This is a genomic window from Aquabacterium sp. (genome assembly GCF_035476535.1).
Taxonomy (GTDB): domain Bacteria; phylum Pseudomonadota; class Gammaproteobacteria; order Burkholderiales; family Burkholderiaceae_C; genus Pseudaquabacterium.
In genome coordinates, this window is record NZ_DATILJ010000197.1 from 33136 (window position 1) to 50215 (window position 17080).

Consider the following 17080-nt stretch of genomic DNA (forward strand, 5'->3'; position numbering starts at 1 on the left):
TCGCTGCCACTCAGGTCGCGGATAGCATGACCACGGACTTCTGGAACCCGTACCGCGCGCTGCCCGCGACTCAGCAGCGCCTGATCGGCGTTGGCAGCGTGATCGCCGTGCTGCTGGTCTGGTCGCTGCTGTCGGCCTCCGGCCTGCTCAGCAAGAACCAGCTGCCCTCGCCGCTGGCCGTCGGCGAGGCCATGGCCTACCTCGGCTGGTACGAAGGCAAGAGCCCTCTGGCGGTGGCGACGATGTGGTCGGTCGGCCGCGTCGCCGCGGCCTCGCTGCTGGTGATGGTGATCGGCATCCCGCTGGGCGTGCTGATGGGCGCGTCGCCCAAGGTCAATGCGGTCTTCTCGCCGCTGATCGACCCGTTCCGCTCGGCCCCGGTCGCGGCCCTGCTGCCGATCATGGTGATGTGGTTCGGCATCGGCGAATTCATGAAGATCGCCTTCCTGTTCGTCGGCTCCATCGTCTACCTGACGCCGCTGGTGCGCGACGCGGTGCGCTCGGTGCCGGAGGAATACATGATCGCGGCCAAGGACATCGGCGCCACGCAATGGGAATGCATCACCAAGGTGCTGGTGCCGCTGGCGATGCCGCGCATCATGGACGCGGTGATCGTCGGCGTGTCGGTGAGCTGGACCTACATCACCGTGGCCGAGTACGTCAACGCCCAGGAAGGTCTGGGCCAGCTGATCGCCAATGCGCGCCGGCTCAGCGCCACCGACCAGGTGTTTGCCGGCATCATCGTGATCATCGGCGTGGCCTTGCTCACCTACCAGACGCTGATGTGGCTGAAGCGACGCTTCTTCAAGTGGGAGACCAAGGCATGACCGCGGCAGCGCTCGGAAAGACGGCCGCAGCGCCCGCCCAGACGGCGGCCAAACCGCTGGTGGCGGCCACTGACATCGTGCAGGAGTACGAGCAGCCGGACGGCAAGATGCTGCGCGTGCTCGACAGCGTCAATCTCACGTTCGAGCGACCCTCGATCAACATGCTGCTCGGGCCGTCCGGCTGCGGCAAGTCGACCTTGCTGCGCATGCTGGGCGGCGTGCGGCCGTGGAACGTGGCCACGCCGACCTCGGGCCGGGTCGAGATCGATGGCCAAGCCTGCGTCGGCCCGCACCCCGACACGGTGATGGTCTTCCAGCACTACGCCAACCGCCCGGACATGACGGTGCGCGAGAACGTCCTGTACCCCTTCGGCTTCAGTGAATGGAAGCGCCGCGTGCCGCCGAAGGAAGCCACCGAGCGGGTCGACCAGATGCTGCAGGAGGTGGGGCTCGCCGACAAGCGCGACCAGTACCCGTCGCAGCTGTCGGGCGGGCAGAACCAGCGCGTGGCGCTGGCGCGTGCGCTGGTGCTGCGGCCGCGCGTGCTGCTGATGGACGAGCCCTTCGGCGCACTGGACGCGCAGACCCGCTCGAACATGCAGGACCTGCTGTGCCGGCTGCACGCGGCCCACCCCTGCGTGGTGGTGTTCGTCACGCACGACGTGACCGAAGCGCTGCTGCTGGGCGACCGCGTGATCGTGTTGTCGACCCAGCCGGCGCGCATCATCGACGACTTCACGATCACCGAGCGCCAGCCGCGCAGCCAGCAGTGGCTGATGGGCGCCGACGTGCGCGTGATGTACGAGCGCGTCGTCGCCCACCTGCGCGCCTCCGGCGGACGGGGCAACATGCGGGTGACGGTGTGAACACCGACGGAACTCTCCGCAGGGGCACGGGGGCGGTGTGAGCAGCTCTCAGCGCACCCCCTACTGGCTGGCCGCGCTCAAGCATCCGGTCAACACCGCCCTGTCGCTGGGGTTGCTGACGGTGTCGCTCGGCCTGTCGCTGCCCTGGGGCGCCGACGGCCTGGGCCTCGGCCTGCTGGCGCTGGCGGCAGTCGAACTGGTCGGCCTGGTCATCGTGCCCAGCCTGCCGCCGTTCCGCGCCTGGGTGGACAAGCGCGACCGCGTGAACGCGCGCCATGCGCGGCACGAGCAGCTGTCGCAAGAGATCGCGTCGCACGGCGGCTCCCCGCATGTCGAACGTTATGCACAGATGTGCAGCAGGGTGACCTCGCTGTACCGCATGGCCGGCGACAGCAGCACCGCGCTCACCGAGCGCGAGGTCGAGCAGCTCGACGACCTGACGCTGGACTACCTGCGCATGTGCCTGAGCGACGCGGTGATGCGCGGCGGCGCGAAGGTCGATCTGACATCGGCGGTGTCCCACAAGCTGCGCGATGTGCAACGCCGGCTCGACGCTGGCGGCCTCGGTCGCGATGACGAACAGCAGCTGCGCCAGGCCAAGGCAGACTACGAAGAGGCCATCGCCCGGCAGTCGCGCATGGAAGCCCGGCGCAGTGCGCTCGAAGCCTCGCTGGTCTCGATGCCGGTGCGGCTGGAGGAGGTTTATCAGATGGTGATGTCCTCGCCGCGGGCCGGCAACCTGGGCCAGATGCTCGAAGAATCGGTGTCCAAGCTGCGCCTGGCCGAGGAGGCGGCGCTCGACGTCGAACATGCGCTCGGGCCGGCACGCCATGATGCGGTCCCGGCCCGGGCCCAGGAGGCTGCGGCCAGCGCGCAACGACGTGCCGTCGGTCAATCGAAGTGATCCGCCACCGGATCGTGTGTGAAGCAAGCACCACCCGCTGACCCAAGTTTGGGATCAAGCGCGGTGGAATCGAAGGTCAGCAAAGAAAGCGAGTAGCAAGATCATGGCGAACAACGCAATCATGGGCCGCCTGTGGAACCTCTGGACCGGGTTCGTCGCGCTGTGGGTGACCGACATCGAGAAGGAGCATCCGGAGATCGCGTACCAGAACTCGATCGCCTCGATGACCGAGAAGTACACCAAGCTCAAGCAGGCCTCGGGCCGCATCATCGCGCGCCGGCTGGAGCTGGAAGACCGGTTGAGCACCGCCAAGGCCGACCTGGCCAAGGTGACCACGCAGCTCAACGCCGCGCTGGCCACCAACCAGGACGACCTGGCGATGGTGCTGATCCAGAAGAAGAACGCGTTGGACGAAGGCAGCAAGGACCTGGAAGCCGATTTCACCGAGGCCGACAAGGACGCCGAGGAGGCCAAGGACCAGTTGCTGGAGATCAAGGGTGAGATCGACCGTCTGAAGGCCGAGAAGGACCGCATGATCGCCAAGTTCCAGAGCGCCGAAGCGCGCCTGCACATCCAGGAATCGCTCGACGGCCTGTCGATCGATGCCGAGGTCAAGGCGCTGTCCGGCGTGCGCGACCACATCAAGGGCCGCGTGGCCGAAGCCAAGCTCGGCGCGGAGCTGCGCCAGTCCGACCTGGACGTGCGGCTGAAGAGCCTGAACCGCAGCGCCGGTGCGGTCACCGCCCGCGCGCAGCTGGAGCAGATGAAGGCCGCCAAGGCCGCTGAAGCCAGCAGCGGCAAGAGCCTCTGAGGGCCGCGACATGAGCCTGAACGGCCGCCCGAAAGGCGAATTCCCCCTCGGGGGGACGGCGCGCAGCGCCAAGGGGGCGACATGAACCCCAAGGCGACACTGCCGCGCTGGGCTGCACTGGTGCGCGAGAAGTACCTCGCCGGCGAGGCGTCGACCTTCGTGCTGTACCGCAATGTGTTCGACATCTTCCTGGTCAACGGCCAGTTCCTCGACCTGAAGGAGTTCCTGACCGGCGTGTTCGTCGAGGAGACCAAGACCACCGTGGTCGAGGTCTCGGCCGAGTTCGGCGTGCAGTGCCTGAAGGGCAAGGTCACGCTGGACCAGGGCGGCGATCTGCTGTCGCAGCTGCACAGCCTGGAACGCCACTTGCGCAGCAGCCACGGCACCGCGGTGATCGTGCCCTATGCCGATACCTTGATGCCGGGCGAGGATGCCGGCTTCGTCTCGGCCGAAGACCGCAAGATCGGCACGCTGTTCCACCGCTGGTCGCTGGACCGCAAGCTCAACGCAACGGACAACATCAGCTTCATCATCGTCGAGACTTTGGGTTCGCTGAACCAGGGCCTGCTGTCGAACCCGAAGGTGGCGGCCATCGAGGTGCCGATGCCGGACCTGGCCACCCGCATCGACGTGGTGCGCAGCCTCGGTCCCAAGCTCGGCGACACGCAGGTGCGGCTGTATGCCGAACGCATGGCCGGGCTGCGCTCGGTGCAGATCGAGAGCCTGATGCGCGCGTCCGGCGACAACTCGATGTCGGAGCAGGAGCGCGAGAAGCTGATCCTGCAGCTGCTGGGCAGTGCACCCGACGCGGCCGAGCGTGCCAAGCGCTTTGCCGGCATCACCGCCGGCATGACGGCCGACGAAATCGTCAAGCTGGTGGAGCCGACGAAATCGCTGCCCTCGGCCGACCCGGACGACGACGTGCTGCGGCTGATCCAGGCCCGCAAGCGTGAGCTGATCGAGAAGGAATGTGCCGGGCTGATCGAGTTCGTCGAGCCCCGGCACGGCTTGTCGGCCGTGGGCGGTGCCAACCACATCACCGGCGAGCTGGCCGACATCGCCCGCAGCCTGCGCGAAGGCAACAGCAAGCTGACGCCGATGGGCCTGCTGGCCGTCGGCCCGATGGGCGCCGGCAAGACCTTCGTCATCAAGGCCTTCCTGAAAGAGGCCGGGCTGTCCGCGGTGGCGCTCAAGAATTTCCGCTCGAAGTGGGTCGGCTCGACCGAGAAGAACCTGGAGCGTGTGCTGGCCACCGTCAAGGCCATGGGGCCGATTGCGGTGCTGATCGACGAAGGCGACCGCAGCTTCGGCAACAGCGGCGGCGAAGGCGGCGACGAGGGCACCAGCTCGCGCATCATCGCGCGGCTGAAGGAGTTCATGTCGGACACCGAGAACCGCGGTCTGGTGCTGTTCATCATGCTGACGAATCGGCCGGACAAGCTCGACACCGATATCAAGCGGCCCGGCCGCATGGACCGCAAGATCCCGTTCTTCTACTGCGAGACGGCGCAAGAGCGCGCCGCCGTCGTGGCCGCGGTGATCAGGCGTTATGACCGGGCCGACGAATCCAGTGCCGAATGCAGCGCCGACGAGCTGGCCGAGCTGTGCGGCGATCTGACCGGCTACTCGAATGCCGACCTGGAAGCGCTGACCTTGCTGGGCCTGGAGTTCCGCGAGCGCCGGCAGGGCTTGTCGCTGTTGCAGGCCTTGCGCGAGGCCAAGGACGATTTCATGCCGCCGCAGGAGAGCGACATGATCCGCTTCATGGAACTGCTCGCCGTCTCGGAAACCTCCCGGCGTTCGCTGCTGCCCGAGCGCTTCAGGCGCCTGTCGATCGCCGACATCCAGACCCAGTTGCACCAGGCCCGCGCGCTTGCGCTCGGGCGTTGACCCTGCCCGGGCGCTGGCGCTCGGGCAGGACCCTTGTTCATGAAGGAGATGACAGTGAGTGATATTCAAGCTGACGCGATGCCCGAATCGCAGGTGCTCGCCCTGGTCGAATGCATGCTCTCGACCGCGCGCATCGACGGCCTGCACCCCAAGGAAGTGGCGCTGATCCAGACCTTCTACGACGAGCAGCGCAAGCCGGGCATGCCGGCCTTCTCGGCGGTGATGGCCGAAGCCGAGAACGCCAGCATCGCGCTGACCGGCCTGGGCGGCGACACCGAATTCGCCGAGCAACTGGTGCTGATGTGCCTGATGACCGGCTATGCCGACGGCCACCTGACCGAGGCCGAACGCCAGCATGTGCTCGGCCTGGCGCAGCAGCTCGGCGTGGCCGCGCCGCGGGTCGATGAACTGCTGGTCCAGGTCAAGGACACGCTGATCGCTTCGCTGGCGCACTTGCCCGACCCGGAGTCGGTGGCCGCGCTGGCGAAGACGCTCTGACCTTGCTGCGCGGAGCGGGTGATGTCGGTGCCGAGAACCGATGCGGCGGAATGGCTGAAGCGGCGCATCAACGCCGCCAAGGCCGAACGCGGCATGAGCTGGGCGCAGATCGCCGAAAAGGTGTCCGGGCGCGACCGCAAGGTCTCCGCCGGCAGCCTGATGTCCAAGCACTCGCGGGCCTCGTTCACCGCGCTGGAGTTGATCGAGATCCTGCAGGCACTGGACGTGCAGGCGCTGAACCTGCCGGCCGAGCGCGGCAGCTCGCGCGGCAACCCAGCCCGCTAGCTGGCTAGCGGGGACAACGGCGCAGGCCCCCGAGGGGGTCACGTTTTACGGGAGAAGGCAGGCATGGACACAACCCTGGACGAGGCATTCTTCCGGTCGCTGGTGGACTTCGAGGCGGTGGAGCTGCGGGTGCGCCAGCGCCTGGCCGTGTTGTCCAGCGGTGCCGACGTGCTGCGCTTCTTCGCGCACTACGCATCGTGGAACGGCTGCTTTGCCAACGGCGTGGCGGCGCTGACCAGCTTGGTCGGCAACAGCCGCGACCTGTTTCGCGAGCCCGGCTTCGCCCGCGCCACGGCGGACCGCAGCAATTACATCGCCAGCTTCTTCTTCGATGCCGCACGCGACGAATACGACGACCACATCAACCCGGCGCGCGACTCGCACCGCTGCATGGCGCAGGCCGCGCTGATCAGCATGCAGGGCTTCTTCGGCCTCGGGCCTGAGGTGCTGGACGAAGCCGAGCCGGCGGCGCTGCGCGAGGTCAACGAGGCCGTGCTCGCCGGTTACACGGGCCAACTCGCGGGCCAACTCGCGGGCCAACCGAGCGCCGCGCGTGGCCGCGTGGCGCAGACCTTTGCCGCGATGGGCTACCACCTGGGCTCCGAGCTGCTGGCGGACCGGGAGTTCTCGCTGATCGACGAACACCTGCGCCTGCATCGCAACGACCTCGTGCAGCACCTGCTGCGTTCGACCGTCGAGCTGGCCGGCGGCACGCACCGCTGCTATGCCTGGGTGGGCGTGCACAGCGGCCATGGCGGCGGTGTCGAGGCCGATCACTTCGATCATGCCGCGGAGGGCGCCCGCTTGGCGCTGCGCTTCCTGGCGGCCGGGTCGGCCAGCGAAGCGCTGGAGGGGCTGGTCGCCGGCTTTCGTGCATTCGACCAGGACCACGCCCGGTTCTTCGCGATCGCCGCGCCGTAGGCGGCCGCGGCGACCCAGCGGGACCGCGAAGCGCTGTACCGGCGGCCGCCGCGCCGCAGCCCTTCAAGCGATCAGCCAGGACACCAGCATGCCCGGCATGTCGGCGGCGGGAGCAGCGCCCACGATGCGACCGGCCGCGGGCGGCACGGCGACGGTACTGAGCTCGGAACGCAGCGCCAGCGCCAGGGTCCGCGCCCAGGCGGGTCGGCCGTGGGTCCTGGCCTCGCCACGTGTTTGTCGCAACGCATGGCTCAGCGCCGCCGGCAAGCTGCCGCGGGTGATGTGGTGGGTCAGCGCAGGGCCGCGCCCATCGTGCCAGGTCTCGAAGTGCAGGGTCAGGCCGGCTTCCTCGGCAAAGCCGGCCAGCAGCATGTGGTCCGATGGCAGCGTCAGTCCGGCGAGCTGCAGCCTGCAGGTGCGTGCATCTGCCTGCAGGCCGCCGTACCAGAGACGCGCCACGTCCTGCGCGCTGGCCACGGCCTGGTCGGCCTCGAAGGCCTGGGCGAAGGCGCAGCTGTCGGCATAGCGCTCGTCGAAGAAGACGATGCGGCGTGGCGGCACCCCGCCCACCGGCGCAGTCACCCGCCCCGGCGCCAAGGGAGCCGCCATCGGCCAAGAGGCTGGCCCGGCCAGCGCCACGGCGCCGGCCTGCAACAGATGCCGGCGCTGGATCACTTGGGCGCCTCCACCGGCCGTGCCGTGCGTTCGGATGCCGGGCGCTCCAGGTAGGCGGCGATGACCTCGAGTTCGGTGTCGGCCAGTTCGCCACGCGTCAGGCCGGGCATGCTGAGGATGCCATTGCGCACGATCGCCTTGACGTAGTCGGCCGAGAGATCGGACCGCTCGGCCAGCAGCGCCTTGTCCTGGCCCAGGCGCTTGGCCAGCATGAAGCTGCCGGTGCCGCCGCGGCCATGGCAGATGCCGCAGCGGGCGTCGAACAGGCGCTTGCCGGCTGTGGTGGGTGCCGGCTGGGCCAGCGCCGCCTGCGCAAAGCACGCCACCAGCACCAGGGGCACCAGGCCCGTGCGAACAGCGCTCATGTCGTTTCCTTGCTAGCGCGAAATCGGCGCGGCCAGATGCCCGACTTGCCCGGCGCGAGGATGCCGTTGGGGTCCAGCGCATCCTTCACCGTCTGGTTCAGGCGCCGCATCGCATGGTGGTTGAAGTCGTAGGTCTCGGCCACGCCATCCATGAAGCTCAGGTGGGCGCGGTACTCGCTGTAGCCGGCCTGTGCGGTGTCCTTCACCAACTGGTCGATCATGCGGTAGGCGCGATCGGTCATGTCGCGCTGGTCGCGGTCGTAGAGCACGATGTTGACGTTGGTGGCATAGCGCTCGGCCAGCGTGAAGCCGCCGTAGTAGTCGATGCCGAATTCGTCGAAGCGCTGCTTGGTGCGCAGGTACTGCGCGTAGGCACCCTCGCCGCCATGCGGCAGCATCGGCGAGAAGCCCATGTGCCCACCACGCCCGCCGTGCCAGTTCACGGCCTGCAGGAAGAAGGTGGTGGGCACCTGCACCGCCGCACGCGGCAGCGGCTCGCCGCGGCGCCAGGTGCTTTCCTTGAACTCGCGCGTGCTGTGTTTGCCGAAGGCCGCCTTGATGATGCGCGCGTTGGCCTGGTTGACCTCTTCATAGCCGAACAGGCGGATCGCGAAGGTCCACCAGCCGACGCCGTACTTCTTGGCCATCTCGCGCACCACGGCATCGGGTACGGCGCCGGGGCCGCTGTACCACTCGCTGCGCTGGGTGAACAGGCTGGCCGTGCGCAGCGGCGTGCCGATGGTGACGTGGCTGTCGATGACGCGGCGCATGCGCAGCTCGCCCAGCAGGTCCAGCGCCCAGACCAGGTCCTGCGGCTCGTCGAGCTCGAACTGCATCGTCAGCGTCGATTCGGGCTCGGGCATCAGCCACAGGCCCATCTTGGTGACCACGCCGAAATTGGACTGCACGAACATCTGGTCCCAGGCCGGGCCGAAGCCGTACTTGTAGCTGCGCCAGGCCTTGTTGCCGCTCATCGCGCCCATGCCGGTGCGCAGCAGCTCGCCGCTGGGCAAGGCCACCTCCAGGCCGCAAATGCGGTCGGTGTGCTCGCCATACGGCGTGTAGCCGATGCCGCGCTCCAGCGCATTGCCGACCACGCTGCCCCAGGAGTTGGCCGGCACCGACATCCACAGCGGCAGCTTGTTGTCCGTGAGGTGCTGGTAGAGGTCGAAGAAACTCACACCGGGCTCGAGCAGGCAGTAGTTGCTCTTGACGTCGACCTCGAGGATGCGCTTCATGCGGCTCAGGTCCAGCACCACGCTGCCGCTGAGCACCGGCGCGGTGCCGCCGTAGCCCAGGTTCTTGCCGCGCGAGATCGGCCACAGCGGCAGCTTGTGCTCATTGGCGATGCGCAGCAGGGCCTGCAGCTCCTCGGTCGATTGCGGCGCCACTGCCGCGGCCGGCTGGTGGTCGCTGCGGTGGCTGGGACCGTAGGCGTCGCGGTAGCTGCGGCGATCGTCCTCGGCGGCGAACACCTGGTCCCGGCCGACCACGCGGGCCATCGCGGCCAGCGCCCGGTCCAGCTGCGCGGCGCTCATCTTCAGCGGTACAAGGGGCATTCGCCTCTCCGGAAGCCTCTGGTACGCTCGTACCAATGCCGCATGCTAGGCTGGTGACCGGGCCACTGCCTGTCATCCCCAAGGAGTTCATGAAAACCCCTGGTTCCGCCACCCGGCCGACGGCCGAACGCTTTCTGGCCGCCGCGGAATCGGTGTTCATCCGTTGCGGCTACGAGGGTGCCGCGATCCGCCTGATCGCCGCCGAAGCCGGCGCGCACCTGAGCGCCTTCCACCACTACTGGGGCAGCAAGGAAGCGCTGTTCCGCCAGGTCTGCGAGCGCCGCTTCGGCCCGGTGCAACTGCGCCAGCTCGAACGCCTGCATGAATGCGAAGCAGCGCTCGCCGCCGGCCTGGCGCTGGACGTGCGCACGCTGGTGCTGGCGCTGATCGAGCCGGCCATCCTGGCCGGCGGCGGCGCGGCCGAACGCGAAACGACGCGCCTGTTCTACGGCCGTGCGCTGCTGGAGCCGGCGCCGGCCTTCATGCAGATCATGCGCCGCGTGGTCTACGACACCAGCGCGCTGTTCAATGCGCTGATGCGACACGCCTGCCCGGCGCTGGATGCCGAGACCTTCTACTGGCGCTTCAATTGCGCGTTAGGCGCGATCATCGTCTCGCACTCCTACGGCGAGCGCGTGGCGCAGTTCTTCGACCAGCGCCGCCGCCAGCCCGACTGGGCGCGTGTGATCGACGAGATCGCCGGATTCGTCGCCGCGGGCATGCAGCGGCCGGCTTGAACGGCAGCGCTTGTCCTTTCTGCGCACGACAGACCCGACGCGCCGACCCTCCTACCGTTCGCGGCACTACCGGCACTACCGACATGCCGCCGGCCCCAAGCGCAACGATGAGGCGACAAGATGGCAAGCAAGCGACATCACTACTGGCACGCCAACCTGGCCCGCTGCGCCGCGGGGGCCGCACTGTGCGCGAGTCTGATGGCCCAGGCCGCGCCGCAGCTCGACTATGTTCCGGGCCCCCGACTGCCCGAGGACCTGGTGATGCTGCCGGGGACCGGATGGGTCTTGGCCAGCTCGATGTCGCTGGACAAGTCCGTGGCCGGCGGGCTGTATGCCGTCAGCGGGCAAGGCGCTCCGCTGCGCGAGGTCTACCCGGCGAATGCCGGCAGCGCAGCCTGGGATCGCCAGACCTATGCCGACTGCCCTGGCCCACCCGACCCGCGGCAGGCTTCGCCGCACGGCATCTACTTGCACAGCCGCAGCCAGGTGCACACGCTGTATGCCGTCAACCACGGCGGACGCGAGTCGATCGAGGTCTTCAAGGTCGAACTCGCCGACGGCGCGCCACGCCTGAGCTGGCTGGGCTGCGTGCTGTTGCCGGCTGACGCCTATCCCAACGGTGTGGCCGCCTTGCCCAGCGGCGGCTTCGTGGTCACCAAGATGTACGACCGTAGCAGCCCGGACGGTGCGCTGGCCATGCTGCGCGGCGAGGCCACCGGCGCCCTGCTCAAGTGGACGCCGGCGGCCGGCTGGAGCACGCTGCCCGGGCCCGCGCTGGCGGCGCCCAACGGCATCGAACTCAGCCCCGACGGGCGCTCGGCCTATGTCGCCTCCTGGACCCGGCGCCAGCTGCTGCGCGTGCCGCTGGCCGGCCAGGCCGACAAGCCCGCAGCGCTCGACCTGGACTTCATGCCCGACAACCTGCGCGGTCTGCCGGACGGCAGCGTGCTCGTCACCGGCCAGGCCACCGACCCTGCCGGCCTGGTGGCCTGCGTGCACAAGGGCCAGAACTGCCCTGCTGGCTTCAAGGTGGTCGTGGTGAGCCCGCAGATGACAGCGCGCGAGCTCTATCGCAGCGACGACGCGCAATTCACCATGCCCACCGTGGCCCTGCCGGTGGGCGACGAACTCTGGATCGGCTCGGTGCGCGGCAGCCAGATCGCGCGTGTGCGCAGCGCGCTGCCCGCCAGTCGGCCCTGAAGGCGATGCGGCCCTCCGCGGACCCGGCCTCAATCGTGAGGCGGCTCGAACACCGCACACAAGGCCTTGGTAAACCGGCCCTGCGCATCGAGGTGGTAGTGGATGAACTGCGGCACCTCGATCACCTGCCCCAGCGGCAGGCAGAACAGCCGACCGAAGCCATGGGCTGCGGCCACTTCGGACGTTAGCGTCTGCACCGCTTCAAGCCGTACCGTGGCTTCGATGACCAGCAGCTTGTCGTCGCTGATGAAGGCGCTGGGGTGCACCGATTCGGCCACGTACTGGTGGAAGAAGCGGTAGAAGCCCAGCATCTGTTCGCGCCCGCGCAGGCGGTAGCCGGCAAAGACGATCTCGAAGTCGTCGGCCCAGAACGCCAGCACCGCTTCGTAGTCGCGGCGGTTGAAGCATTGCAGGTAGTCGTCGTAGCGGGCGCGGTCCATCAGGGCTCTCCTACAGCATGGCGGCAGGCAGTGGTGCCCGTCTCCAGCATCGGCGCATGCTCGGGCCGATGCGGGCGTGCGTCTGTCGTGCCGAATGAGGACCCGGTGTCAGTCCCAGGCAATCAGCCGCTCGGCCAGCCACTGCCGCATCGGCCCGGGTGGTGAATCGGCGCGGTGGATCAGCGTCCAGCCCACCTGGCCGCCGGGCAGCGTTGGCATGCGCAGCTTGACCAGGCGGCCCTGCGCCAGGTCGTCGGCGACCAGGTGCAGCGGCATGTGGCCCCAGCCCACGCCCGCGCGCAGCAACGCGAGCTTCAGCGCCAGGTCGGTCACACGCCAGGTGTGCAGGCCCATGATCGAATAGTCGGCTAGGCTCTTCGTGCGTTCGCCGGTGTCCAGCAGCACCAGCTGCACATGCTCGCGCACCTCTGTCTCGCTGGGCACGGTGCTGCGGCCGGCCAAGGGGTGCGTGGGCGCGGCCACCGGCAGGAAATCGACGCTGCCGAATTCGCGCGGCTCGATCGCATCGGGCCAGCTGAAACGCATGACGCTGATGCCCATCGTGCATTCGTTGGACAGCACCAGGTCCAGCACCGCACCCATCGGCGGGCTGCGCAAGGTCACCGGCACGGCAGGATGCCGCTGCGCAAACTCGGCCAGGATGCGGCCCAGGCGCTCGCAGGGGAACAGCGGGTCGACCGCCAGCGACAGCGCGCTCTCGGCGTCACGGCGCAGGTTCTCGGCGCTGGCCTCCATCACGTCGGACAGCTGGCAGATGCGGCGCGCATGCGGTACCAGCGCCGCACCGCGCTCGGTCAGCACCGGGCGGCGGCGGCCGCGTTCGAACAGGGAAAACCCGAGATGCGCCTCCAGGTTGGCCACCAGGTAGCTGACCACCGGCTGCGAGCGCTTCAGCTGCCGCGCCGCGGCCGAGAAGCCGCCGGCATCGACGACCGCGGCGAACGCGCGCAGTTGTTCCAGCGAGGCCGCCGGGGTACTCATGTCGAACCATCCATTTTCTGGATTCTATGAATAGCTTGACTGGCAGTTCTTGAATCAAGCGCGCAATCCTATGCTTGATCAAGGGCAACAAAGACCCTTGGCGGCGGTGCTACCCGCATCCCGCCCACATGGAGACTGGGCATGCATCACTGGACTATCGGGCCGAGCGATCGGGCGCTCTCGATCGACGTCGGCGGGGCCGCGCGCGTGGTCGGCGCCATCGGCAGCAAGGATCGCACCGCGCTGGCCTCGGCCGTGCTGGCCACGGTGCGCGCGCAGGTGGCCGCGCACCATTGTTCGATGCTGGTGTTCGAAGGCGATCGCAACCCGCGCCTGGTGTCCGGCGCCAGCCTGCAGCATCAATGGCATGTGTTCAACATCGCCTCGGTCTATGCGCGTGACTTCTACCGCAAGGATGCGCTGCAAGGCCTGATCGGCCGCTACCCGGCCAGCTTCGAAGCGCCACCGGTGATCGTGCACCGCCAAAGCCTGGCCGACATCGAGGACGCCGACTACCGCGCGCAGTGTTACGAATGCATCGGCATCGGCGACCGCATCTCGATCCTGGTGCGTGTCGGGCGTTCGCAATCACTGGCCGTCAACCTGTACCGCGACGAGGCGGCCGGCAACTTCAGCGACACCGATGTCGACTACCTCGTTGGCCTGGCGCCGCTGATCGCCAGCTGCGCGGCGCGGCACTATGCGCTGGACGTCGATGGCGAATCGAACTTCCGCGGCGCGGTGACCGACGAGCTGGCCGAGCTGTGCCCGCAGCTGACGCTGCGTGAACGCGAGGTGGTGCAGCGCATCCTCGACGGCGCCACCGCCGAGCGCATTGCCGACGACCTGCACATCCGCCCGACCACGGTGATCACCTACCGCGCCCGGGCCTACGAAAAACTCGGCGTCGCCACGCGGCGCGAGCTGTTCGCCGCGGTGATGCGGCGGCGCGGCGGCGAGCGCGCTGCCGCCTGAACGCGCCGCTGGGCGCCAGGCGCGCTGCCGCTGTCCTGCTTGCACACGACATCGGCCCGCCGACCGGGTTCGCACAATGGATTGACGCGATGCCGCTGGCGCATTCGCACCCATGACAGCGAACCCCACATGCCCTTCAAGCACCTGCTGATCGACCACCGCGGGCCGGTCTCCTGGCTCTACCTCAACCGCCCCCAGGCGCTGAACGCCATCTCCTTCGACTGCATGAAGGAGTTGCGCAGCGCTTGGCTGGACTTGCGTGAACGCAGCGAAACGCGCGTCATCGTGGTATCAGGCAAAGGACGCGGCTTCTGCGCCGGCGCCGACCTCACCGATGCACCGGCGCTGAACGCCGAGCCCGGCCCCGAGCCCGGCTTCCTGCAGGTGGCCGCCGGCATGGAAGAGGCGCTGCTGGGCTGCGCCAAGCCGGTGATTGCCGCGGTCAACGGCACCTGCTGCGGCGGCGGCCTGGAACTGGCGCTGATGTGCGACTTCATCATCGCCGCCGAGAGCGCGAAGATCGGCGACGCCCATGCCAATTTCGGCGCGCTGCCCGGCGGCGGCGCCACTGTGCGGCTGCCGCGCCTGGTGGGCCTGGCCATGGCCAAGCTACTGATGTACTCGGGTGAGCTGTTCCCCGCAGCACAGATGGTCGCGTGCGGCCTGGTCACGCGCGCCGTGCCGGCCGAGCAGCTGGAAGACCAGGTGCAGGCGCTGGCCGACAAGATCGCCGGCAAGAGCCCCATCGGCCTGGCGCGCATGAAGACGCTGCTCAACGACGGCTGGAGCCAGCCGGCCGAGCTGGCCGTGAAGACCGAGAAGCTGGTCGCCGGCGAGCACATGCGTTCGTGGGACGCGGCCGAAGGCGGGCGCGCGTTCGGCGAGAAGCGCAAGCCCGAATTCCGCGGCTACTAGACCGATGATTTAGGCCGCTGCGAATCACTGTTATCCAACGAAAGACTCTCCATGGACATCCGACACAAGGCCGCCGTGATCACCGGCGGCGCCTCCGGCCTCGGCGAAGGCACGGTGCGCAAGCTCATCGCCGCCGGCGGCAGGTGCGCGATCTTCGACATGAACGCGGCGCGCGGCCAGGCGCTGGCGGCCGAGTTTCCAGACCAGGCGATCTTCTGCCAGGTCGACGTGAGCGATGAAGCTTCGGCGCAGGCAGGCATCGCCGCCGCGCTGGCGGCCTTCGGTGCGATCCACATCTGCGTCAACTGCGCCGGCATCCCCGGTGCGCTGGGCCGCACCGTCAGCAAGAAGGGCCCCTACCCGCTGGCCGAGTTCCGCCGCGTGCTGGACATCAACCTGGTCGGCACCTTCAACGTGGCGCGCCTGGCCGCCGCCGAGATGATCAAGAACGAACCCGATGCCGACACCGGCGAGCGCGGCGTGATCGTCAACACCTCGTCGCTGGCCGGCATCGAAGGCCAGATGGGCCAGATCGCCTACGCCGCCAGCAAGGCCGGCGTGATCGGCCTGACCTTGCCGATGCTGCGCGACCTGTCGCAATTCAACGTGCGCGTGCTGGCCGTCGCGCCGGGCCTGTTCGAGACGCCGATGGGTGCCGGCGCACCGCCCGAGATCAAGGCCAAGCTGATCGAGACGCTGGAGTTTCCCAAGCGCATGGGCACGCCGGCCGAGTTCGGCGCGCTGGTGGCTTTCCTGGTCGAAAGTTCGTACATGAATGGCGAACTGATCCGCATCGACGCGGGCACGCGGCCGCCGCCGCGCTGAGCGCACCGGAAGGCACCACATGCAACGCCGCCACCTGCTCACCGCCGCCCTGCCCTTGTTCACCGGCCTTGGCCGCGCGCAGGCCGCGGCCTTTCCCGAACACGCCATTCGCGTGGTGCTGGGCTTTCCGCCCGGCACCGCGGCCGATCTGCTGGCGCGCGCGCTGACGCAGAAAGTGAGCGACAGCACCGGCTGGCGCTTCGTGGTCGACAACCGCCCCGGGGCTGGCGGCCAGATCGCCGCCCAGGCCGTCTGCAAGAGCCCGGCCGACGGCTACACGCTGCTGCTGGGCGAGCTGGGCGCCATTGCGATCGCGCCGGCGGCCTTCAGCAAGCTGCCCTACAACCCGCTGCGCGAGCTGAGCGGGCTGGCCACCATTGCCGGCTCGGACATGGTGTTCCTGATCCCGGCCAGCTTGCCGGCCCAGACCGTGGCCGAGTACGTAGCGCTGATGCGCACGCGCAAGCACCCGGTGCTGTACTCGACGCTGGGCGCGGGCTCGCCGGTGCACTTCGGCGGCGAGATGCTGGCCGCCGCGGCCGGCTTCGCGGCCGAGCCGGTGCACTTCCGCAGCGGGCCCGACGCCACGGCCGCCTTGGCCAGCGGCGACGTGCAAGGCGGCTTCGCCTCCACGGCGGTGGCCAAGCTGCTGGTGGCGACCGGCAAGATCCGCGCGCTGGCCACCACCGCAGCGCAGCGCACGCCGCTGTTCCCGCAGCTGCCGACCTTTGCCGAGAGCGGCTTCGCGCAGCTGAACTTCACCTCCTGGTTCGCACTCCTGGCGCCCAGCGGCACGCCCGATCCGGTGCGCCAGGCCATCGAGCAGGCGATGCTGGCCGCGCTGCGCACGCCGGACATTCGCGCCCGGCTCATCGACAACGGCTTCACCGAGATGGCTGCCGGCGCGGAAGCCACCCAGGCCCTGGTGCGCAGCGAGACCGAGCGTTGGGCGCAGGTGGTCAAGGCCAGCGGATTCAAGACGGACTGAGCACAAGAACCCGGCAGCGCGACGGCAGCAGCCCCGCCGGTGACCGCGTTACTTCGCTGCTGCTGCGCGATTGATCGTGGACGGTGTACTGGGGAGTTGCCGGGATTCCGCCCCGGCGGGCGGGGCGGAATCCCGGCCACTCCCCAGTGCGCCGCCTTCAGCCCAAAGCACCAACCCCGTCTGGTGCTACCACCAATTCAGCATCAACAACCGCCAGATGCGCCCGCAGCCGCGGCAGCCCATGGCGCATCCAGTGCCCGGCCGTTTCGCGCTTGGCCCGATAAAAGCCGGGCTCGGTACTGCCTGCAGCGAGCGCACGCACAGCCAGCGCATCGGCCCGCGCAAACCCGTGCGCAAACAGCCCAATGCCCAGCGCCTGCAGCCAATCGTCCGCCAC

At 68.7% G+C, this 17080-nt stretch carries 20 protein-coding genes; 14 read left to right on the forward strand and 6 right to left on the reverse strand.

What is annotated here, in order from left to right:
- Window positions 1-26: 26 nt before the first annotated feature.
- From VLK61_RS19445 to VLK61_RS19480, 8 genes are all read left to right on the forward strand, one after another.
- A complete protein-coding gene (locus VLK61_RS19445) occupies window positions 27-827 on the forward strand; it encodes an ABC transporter permease (protein ID WP_325423275.1) in 801 nt (266 codons plus the stop codon).
- Window positions 824-1693 carry an ABC transporter ATP-binding protein gene (locus tag VLK61_RS19450; RefSeq protein ID WP_325423276.1) on the forward strand — a complete coding sequence of 290 codons (870 nt, stop codon included), beginning with the start codon at window positions 824-826 and terminating at the stop codon, window positions 1691-1693. The genes VLK61_RS19445 and VLK61_RS19450 overlap by 4 nt, the downstream gene beginning before the upstream one ends.
- Window positions 1694-1730: 37 nt before the next feature.
- Window positions 1731-2597, forward strand: coding sequence for a hypothetical protein (locus VLK61_RS19455; RefSeq protein ID WP_325423277.1), 867 nt, complete (start codon window positions 1731-1733; stop codon window positions 2595-2597).
- A gap of 103 nt (window positions 2598-2700) precedes the next feature.
- Window positions 2701-3408, forward strand: coding sequence for a PspA/IM30 family protein (locus tag VLK61_RS19460; protein WP_325423278.1), 708 nt, complete (start codon window positions 2701-2703; stop codon window positions 3406-3408).
- A gap of 81 nt (window positions 3409-3489) precedes the next feature.
- Window positions 3490-5298, forward strand: coding sequence for an ATP-binding protein (locus VLK61_RS19465; RefSeq protein ID WP_325423279.1), 1809 nt, complete (start codon window positions 3490-3492; stop codon window positions 5296-5298).
- 54 nt (window positions 5299-5352) lie between these two features.
- Window positions 5353-5796, forward strand: coding sequence for a hypothetical protein (locus VLK61_RS19470; RefSeq protein ID WP_325423280.1), 444 nt, complete (start codon window positions 5353-5355; stop codon window positions 5794-5796).
- Window positions 5797-5817: 21 nt separating this feature from the next.
- Window positions 5818-6081, forward strand: coding sequence for a DUF6471 domain-containing protein (locus VLK61_RS19475; protein ID WP_325423281.1), 264 nt, complete (start codon window positions 5818-5820; stop codon window positions 6079-6081).
- A gap of 63 nt (window positions 6082-6144) precedes the next feature.
- Window positions 6145-7002, forward strand: coding sequence for a hypothetical protein (locus VLK61_RS19480; protein ID WP_325423282.1), 858 nt, complete (start codon window positions 6145-6147; stop codon window positions 7000-7002).
- A 63-nt stretch (window positions 7003-7065) separates the two neighbouring features.
- On the opposite strand, the gene VLK61_RS19485 is transcribed toward VLK61_RS19480, so the two are convergent.
- The 3 genes from VLK61_RS19485 to VLK61_RS19495 form a co-directional block, all read right to left on the reverse strand.
- Complete coding sequence (locus tag VLK61_RS19485) at window positions 7066-7611, reverse strand: hypothetical protein (protein WP_325423283.1); 546 nt, start codon at window positions 7609-7611, stop codon at window positions 7066-7068.
- Between the two features lie 62 nt (window positions 7612-7673).
- Window positions 7674-8042: a c-type cytochrome gene (locus VLK61_RS19490; protein WP_325423284.1), complete on the reverse strand. Its 369-nt coding sequence runs from the start codon at window positions 8040-8042 to the stop codon at window positions 7674-7676.
- Entirely contained in the window at window positions 8039-9601 is a 1563-nt protein-coding gene (locus VLK61_RS19495) for an FAD-binding oxidoreductase (protein WP_325423285.1), read from the reverse strand. Before VLK61_RS19495 ends, VLK61_RS19490 begins: the two co-directional genes overlap by 4 nt.
- An 89-nt stretch (window positions 9602-9690) precedes the next feature.
- Between VLK61_RS19495 and VLK61_RS19500 the strand changes: the two genes are divergently transcribed.
- Both VLK61_RS19500 and VLK61_RS19505 read left to right on the forward strand, forming a co-directional pair.
- Complete coding sequence (locus VLK61_RS19500; RefSeq protein ID WP_325423286.1) at window positions 9691-10338, forward strand: TetR/AcrR family transcriptional regulator; 648 nt, start codon at window positions 9691-9693, stop codon at window positions 10336-10338.
- Window positions 10339-10458: 120 nt separating this feature from the next.
- Window positions 10459-11538: an SMP-30/gluconolactonase/LRE family protein gene (locus VLK61_RS19505; protein WP_325423287.1), complete on the forward strand. Its 1080-nt coding sequence runs from the start codon at window positions 10459-10461 to the stop codon at window positions 11536-11538.
- 29 nt (window positions 11539-11567) lie between these two features.
- Here VLK61_RS19505 and VLK61_RS19510 read toward each other — a convergent pair whose 3' ends face one another.
- Both VLK61_RS19510 and VLK61_RS19515 read right to left on the reverse strand, forming a co-directional pair.
- The gene (locus VLK61_RS19510; RefSeq protein ID WP_325423288.1) at window positions 11568-11978 is read right to left on the reverse strand and encodes a nuclear transport factor 2 family protein; all 411 of its coding nucleotides are present in this window, start codon (window positions 11976-11978) and stop codon (window positions 11568-11570) included.
- Between the two features lie 108 nt (window positions 11979-12086).
- Window positions 12087-12980 (reverse strand): LysR family transcriptional regulator, encoded by an 894-nt coding sequence (locus VLK61_RS19515; RefSeq protein ID WP_325423289.1) that lies wholly within the window; start codon window positions 12978-12980, stop codon window positions 12087-12089.
- A 141-nt stretch (window positions 12981-13121) separates the two neighbouring features.
- Between VLK61_RS19515 and VLK61_RS19520 the strand changes: the two genes are divergently transcribed.
- From VLK61_RS19520 to VLK61_RS19535, 4 genes are all read left to right on the forward strand, one after another.
- Window positions 13122-13955 (forward strand): helix-turn-helix transcriptional regulator, encoded by an 834-nt coding sequence (locus tag VLK61_RS19520; protein WP_325423290.1) that lies wholly within the window; start codon window positions 13122-13124, stop codon window positions 13953-13955.
- Between the two features lie 129 nt (window positions 13956-14084).
- A complete protein-coding gene (locus VLK61_RS19525) occupies window positions 14085-14870 on the forward strand; it encodes an enoyl-CoA hydratase/isomerase family protein (protein WP_325423291.1) in 786 nt (261 codons plus the stop codon).
- A 51-nt stretch (window positions 14871-14921) separates the two neighbouring features.
- Window positions 14922-15695, forward strand: a complete 774-nt coding sequence (locus VLK61_RS19530; protein ID WP_325423292.1) for an SDR family NAD(P)-dependent oxidoreductase — start codon at window positions 14922-14924, stop codon at window positions 15693-15695.
- A gap of 19 nt (window positions 15696-15714) precedes the next feature.
- Window positions 15715-16683, forward strand: a complete 969-nt coding sequence (locus VLK61_RS19535; protein WP_325423293.1) for a Bug family tripartite tricarboxylate transporter substrate binding protein — start codon at window positions 15715-15717, stop codon at window positions 16681-16683.
- A 157-nt stretch (window positions 16684-16840) separates the two neighbouring features.
- Here VLK61_RS19535 and VLK61_RS19540 read toward each other — a convergent pair.
- Window positions 16841-17080: acyl-CoA dehydrogenase C-terminal domain-containing protein (locus VLK61_RS19540; protein ID WP_325423294.1), on the reverse strand; the 240-nt coding region annotated here is incomplete at its 5' end.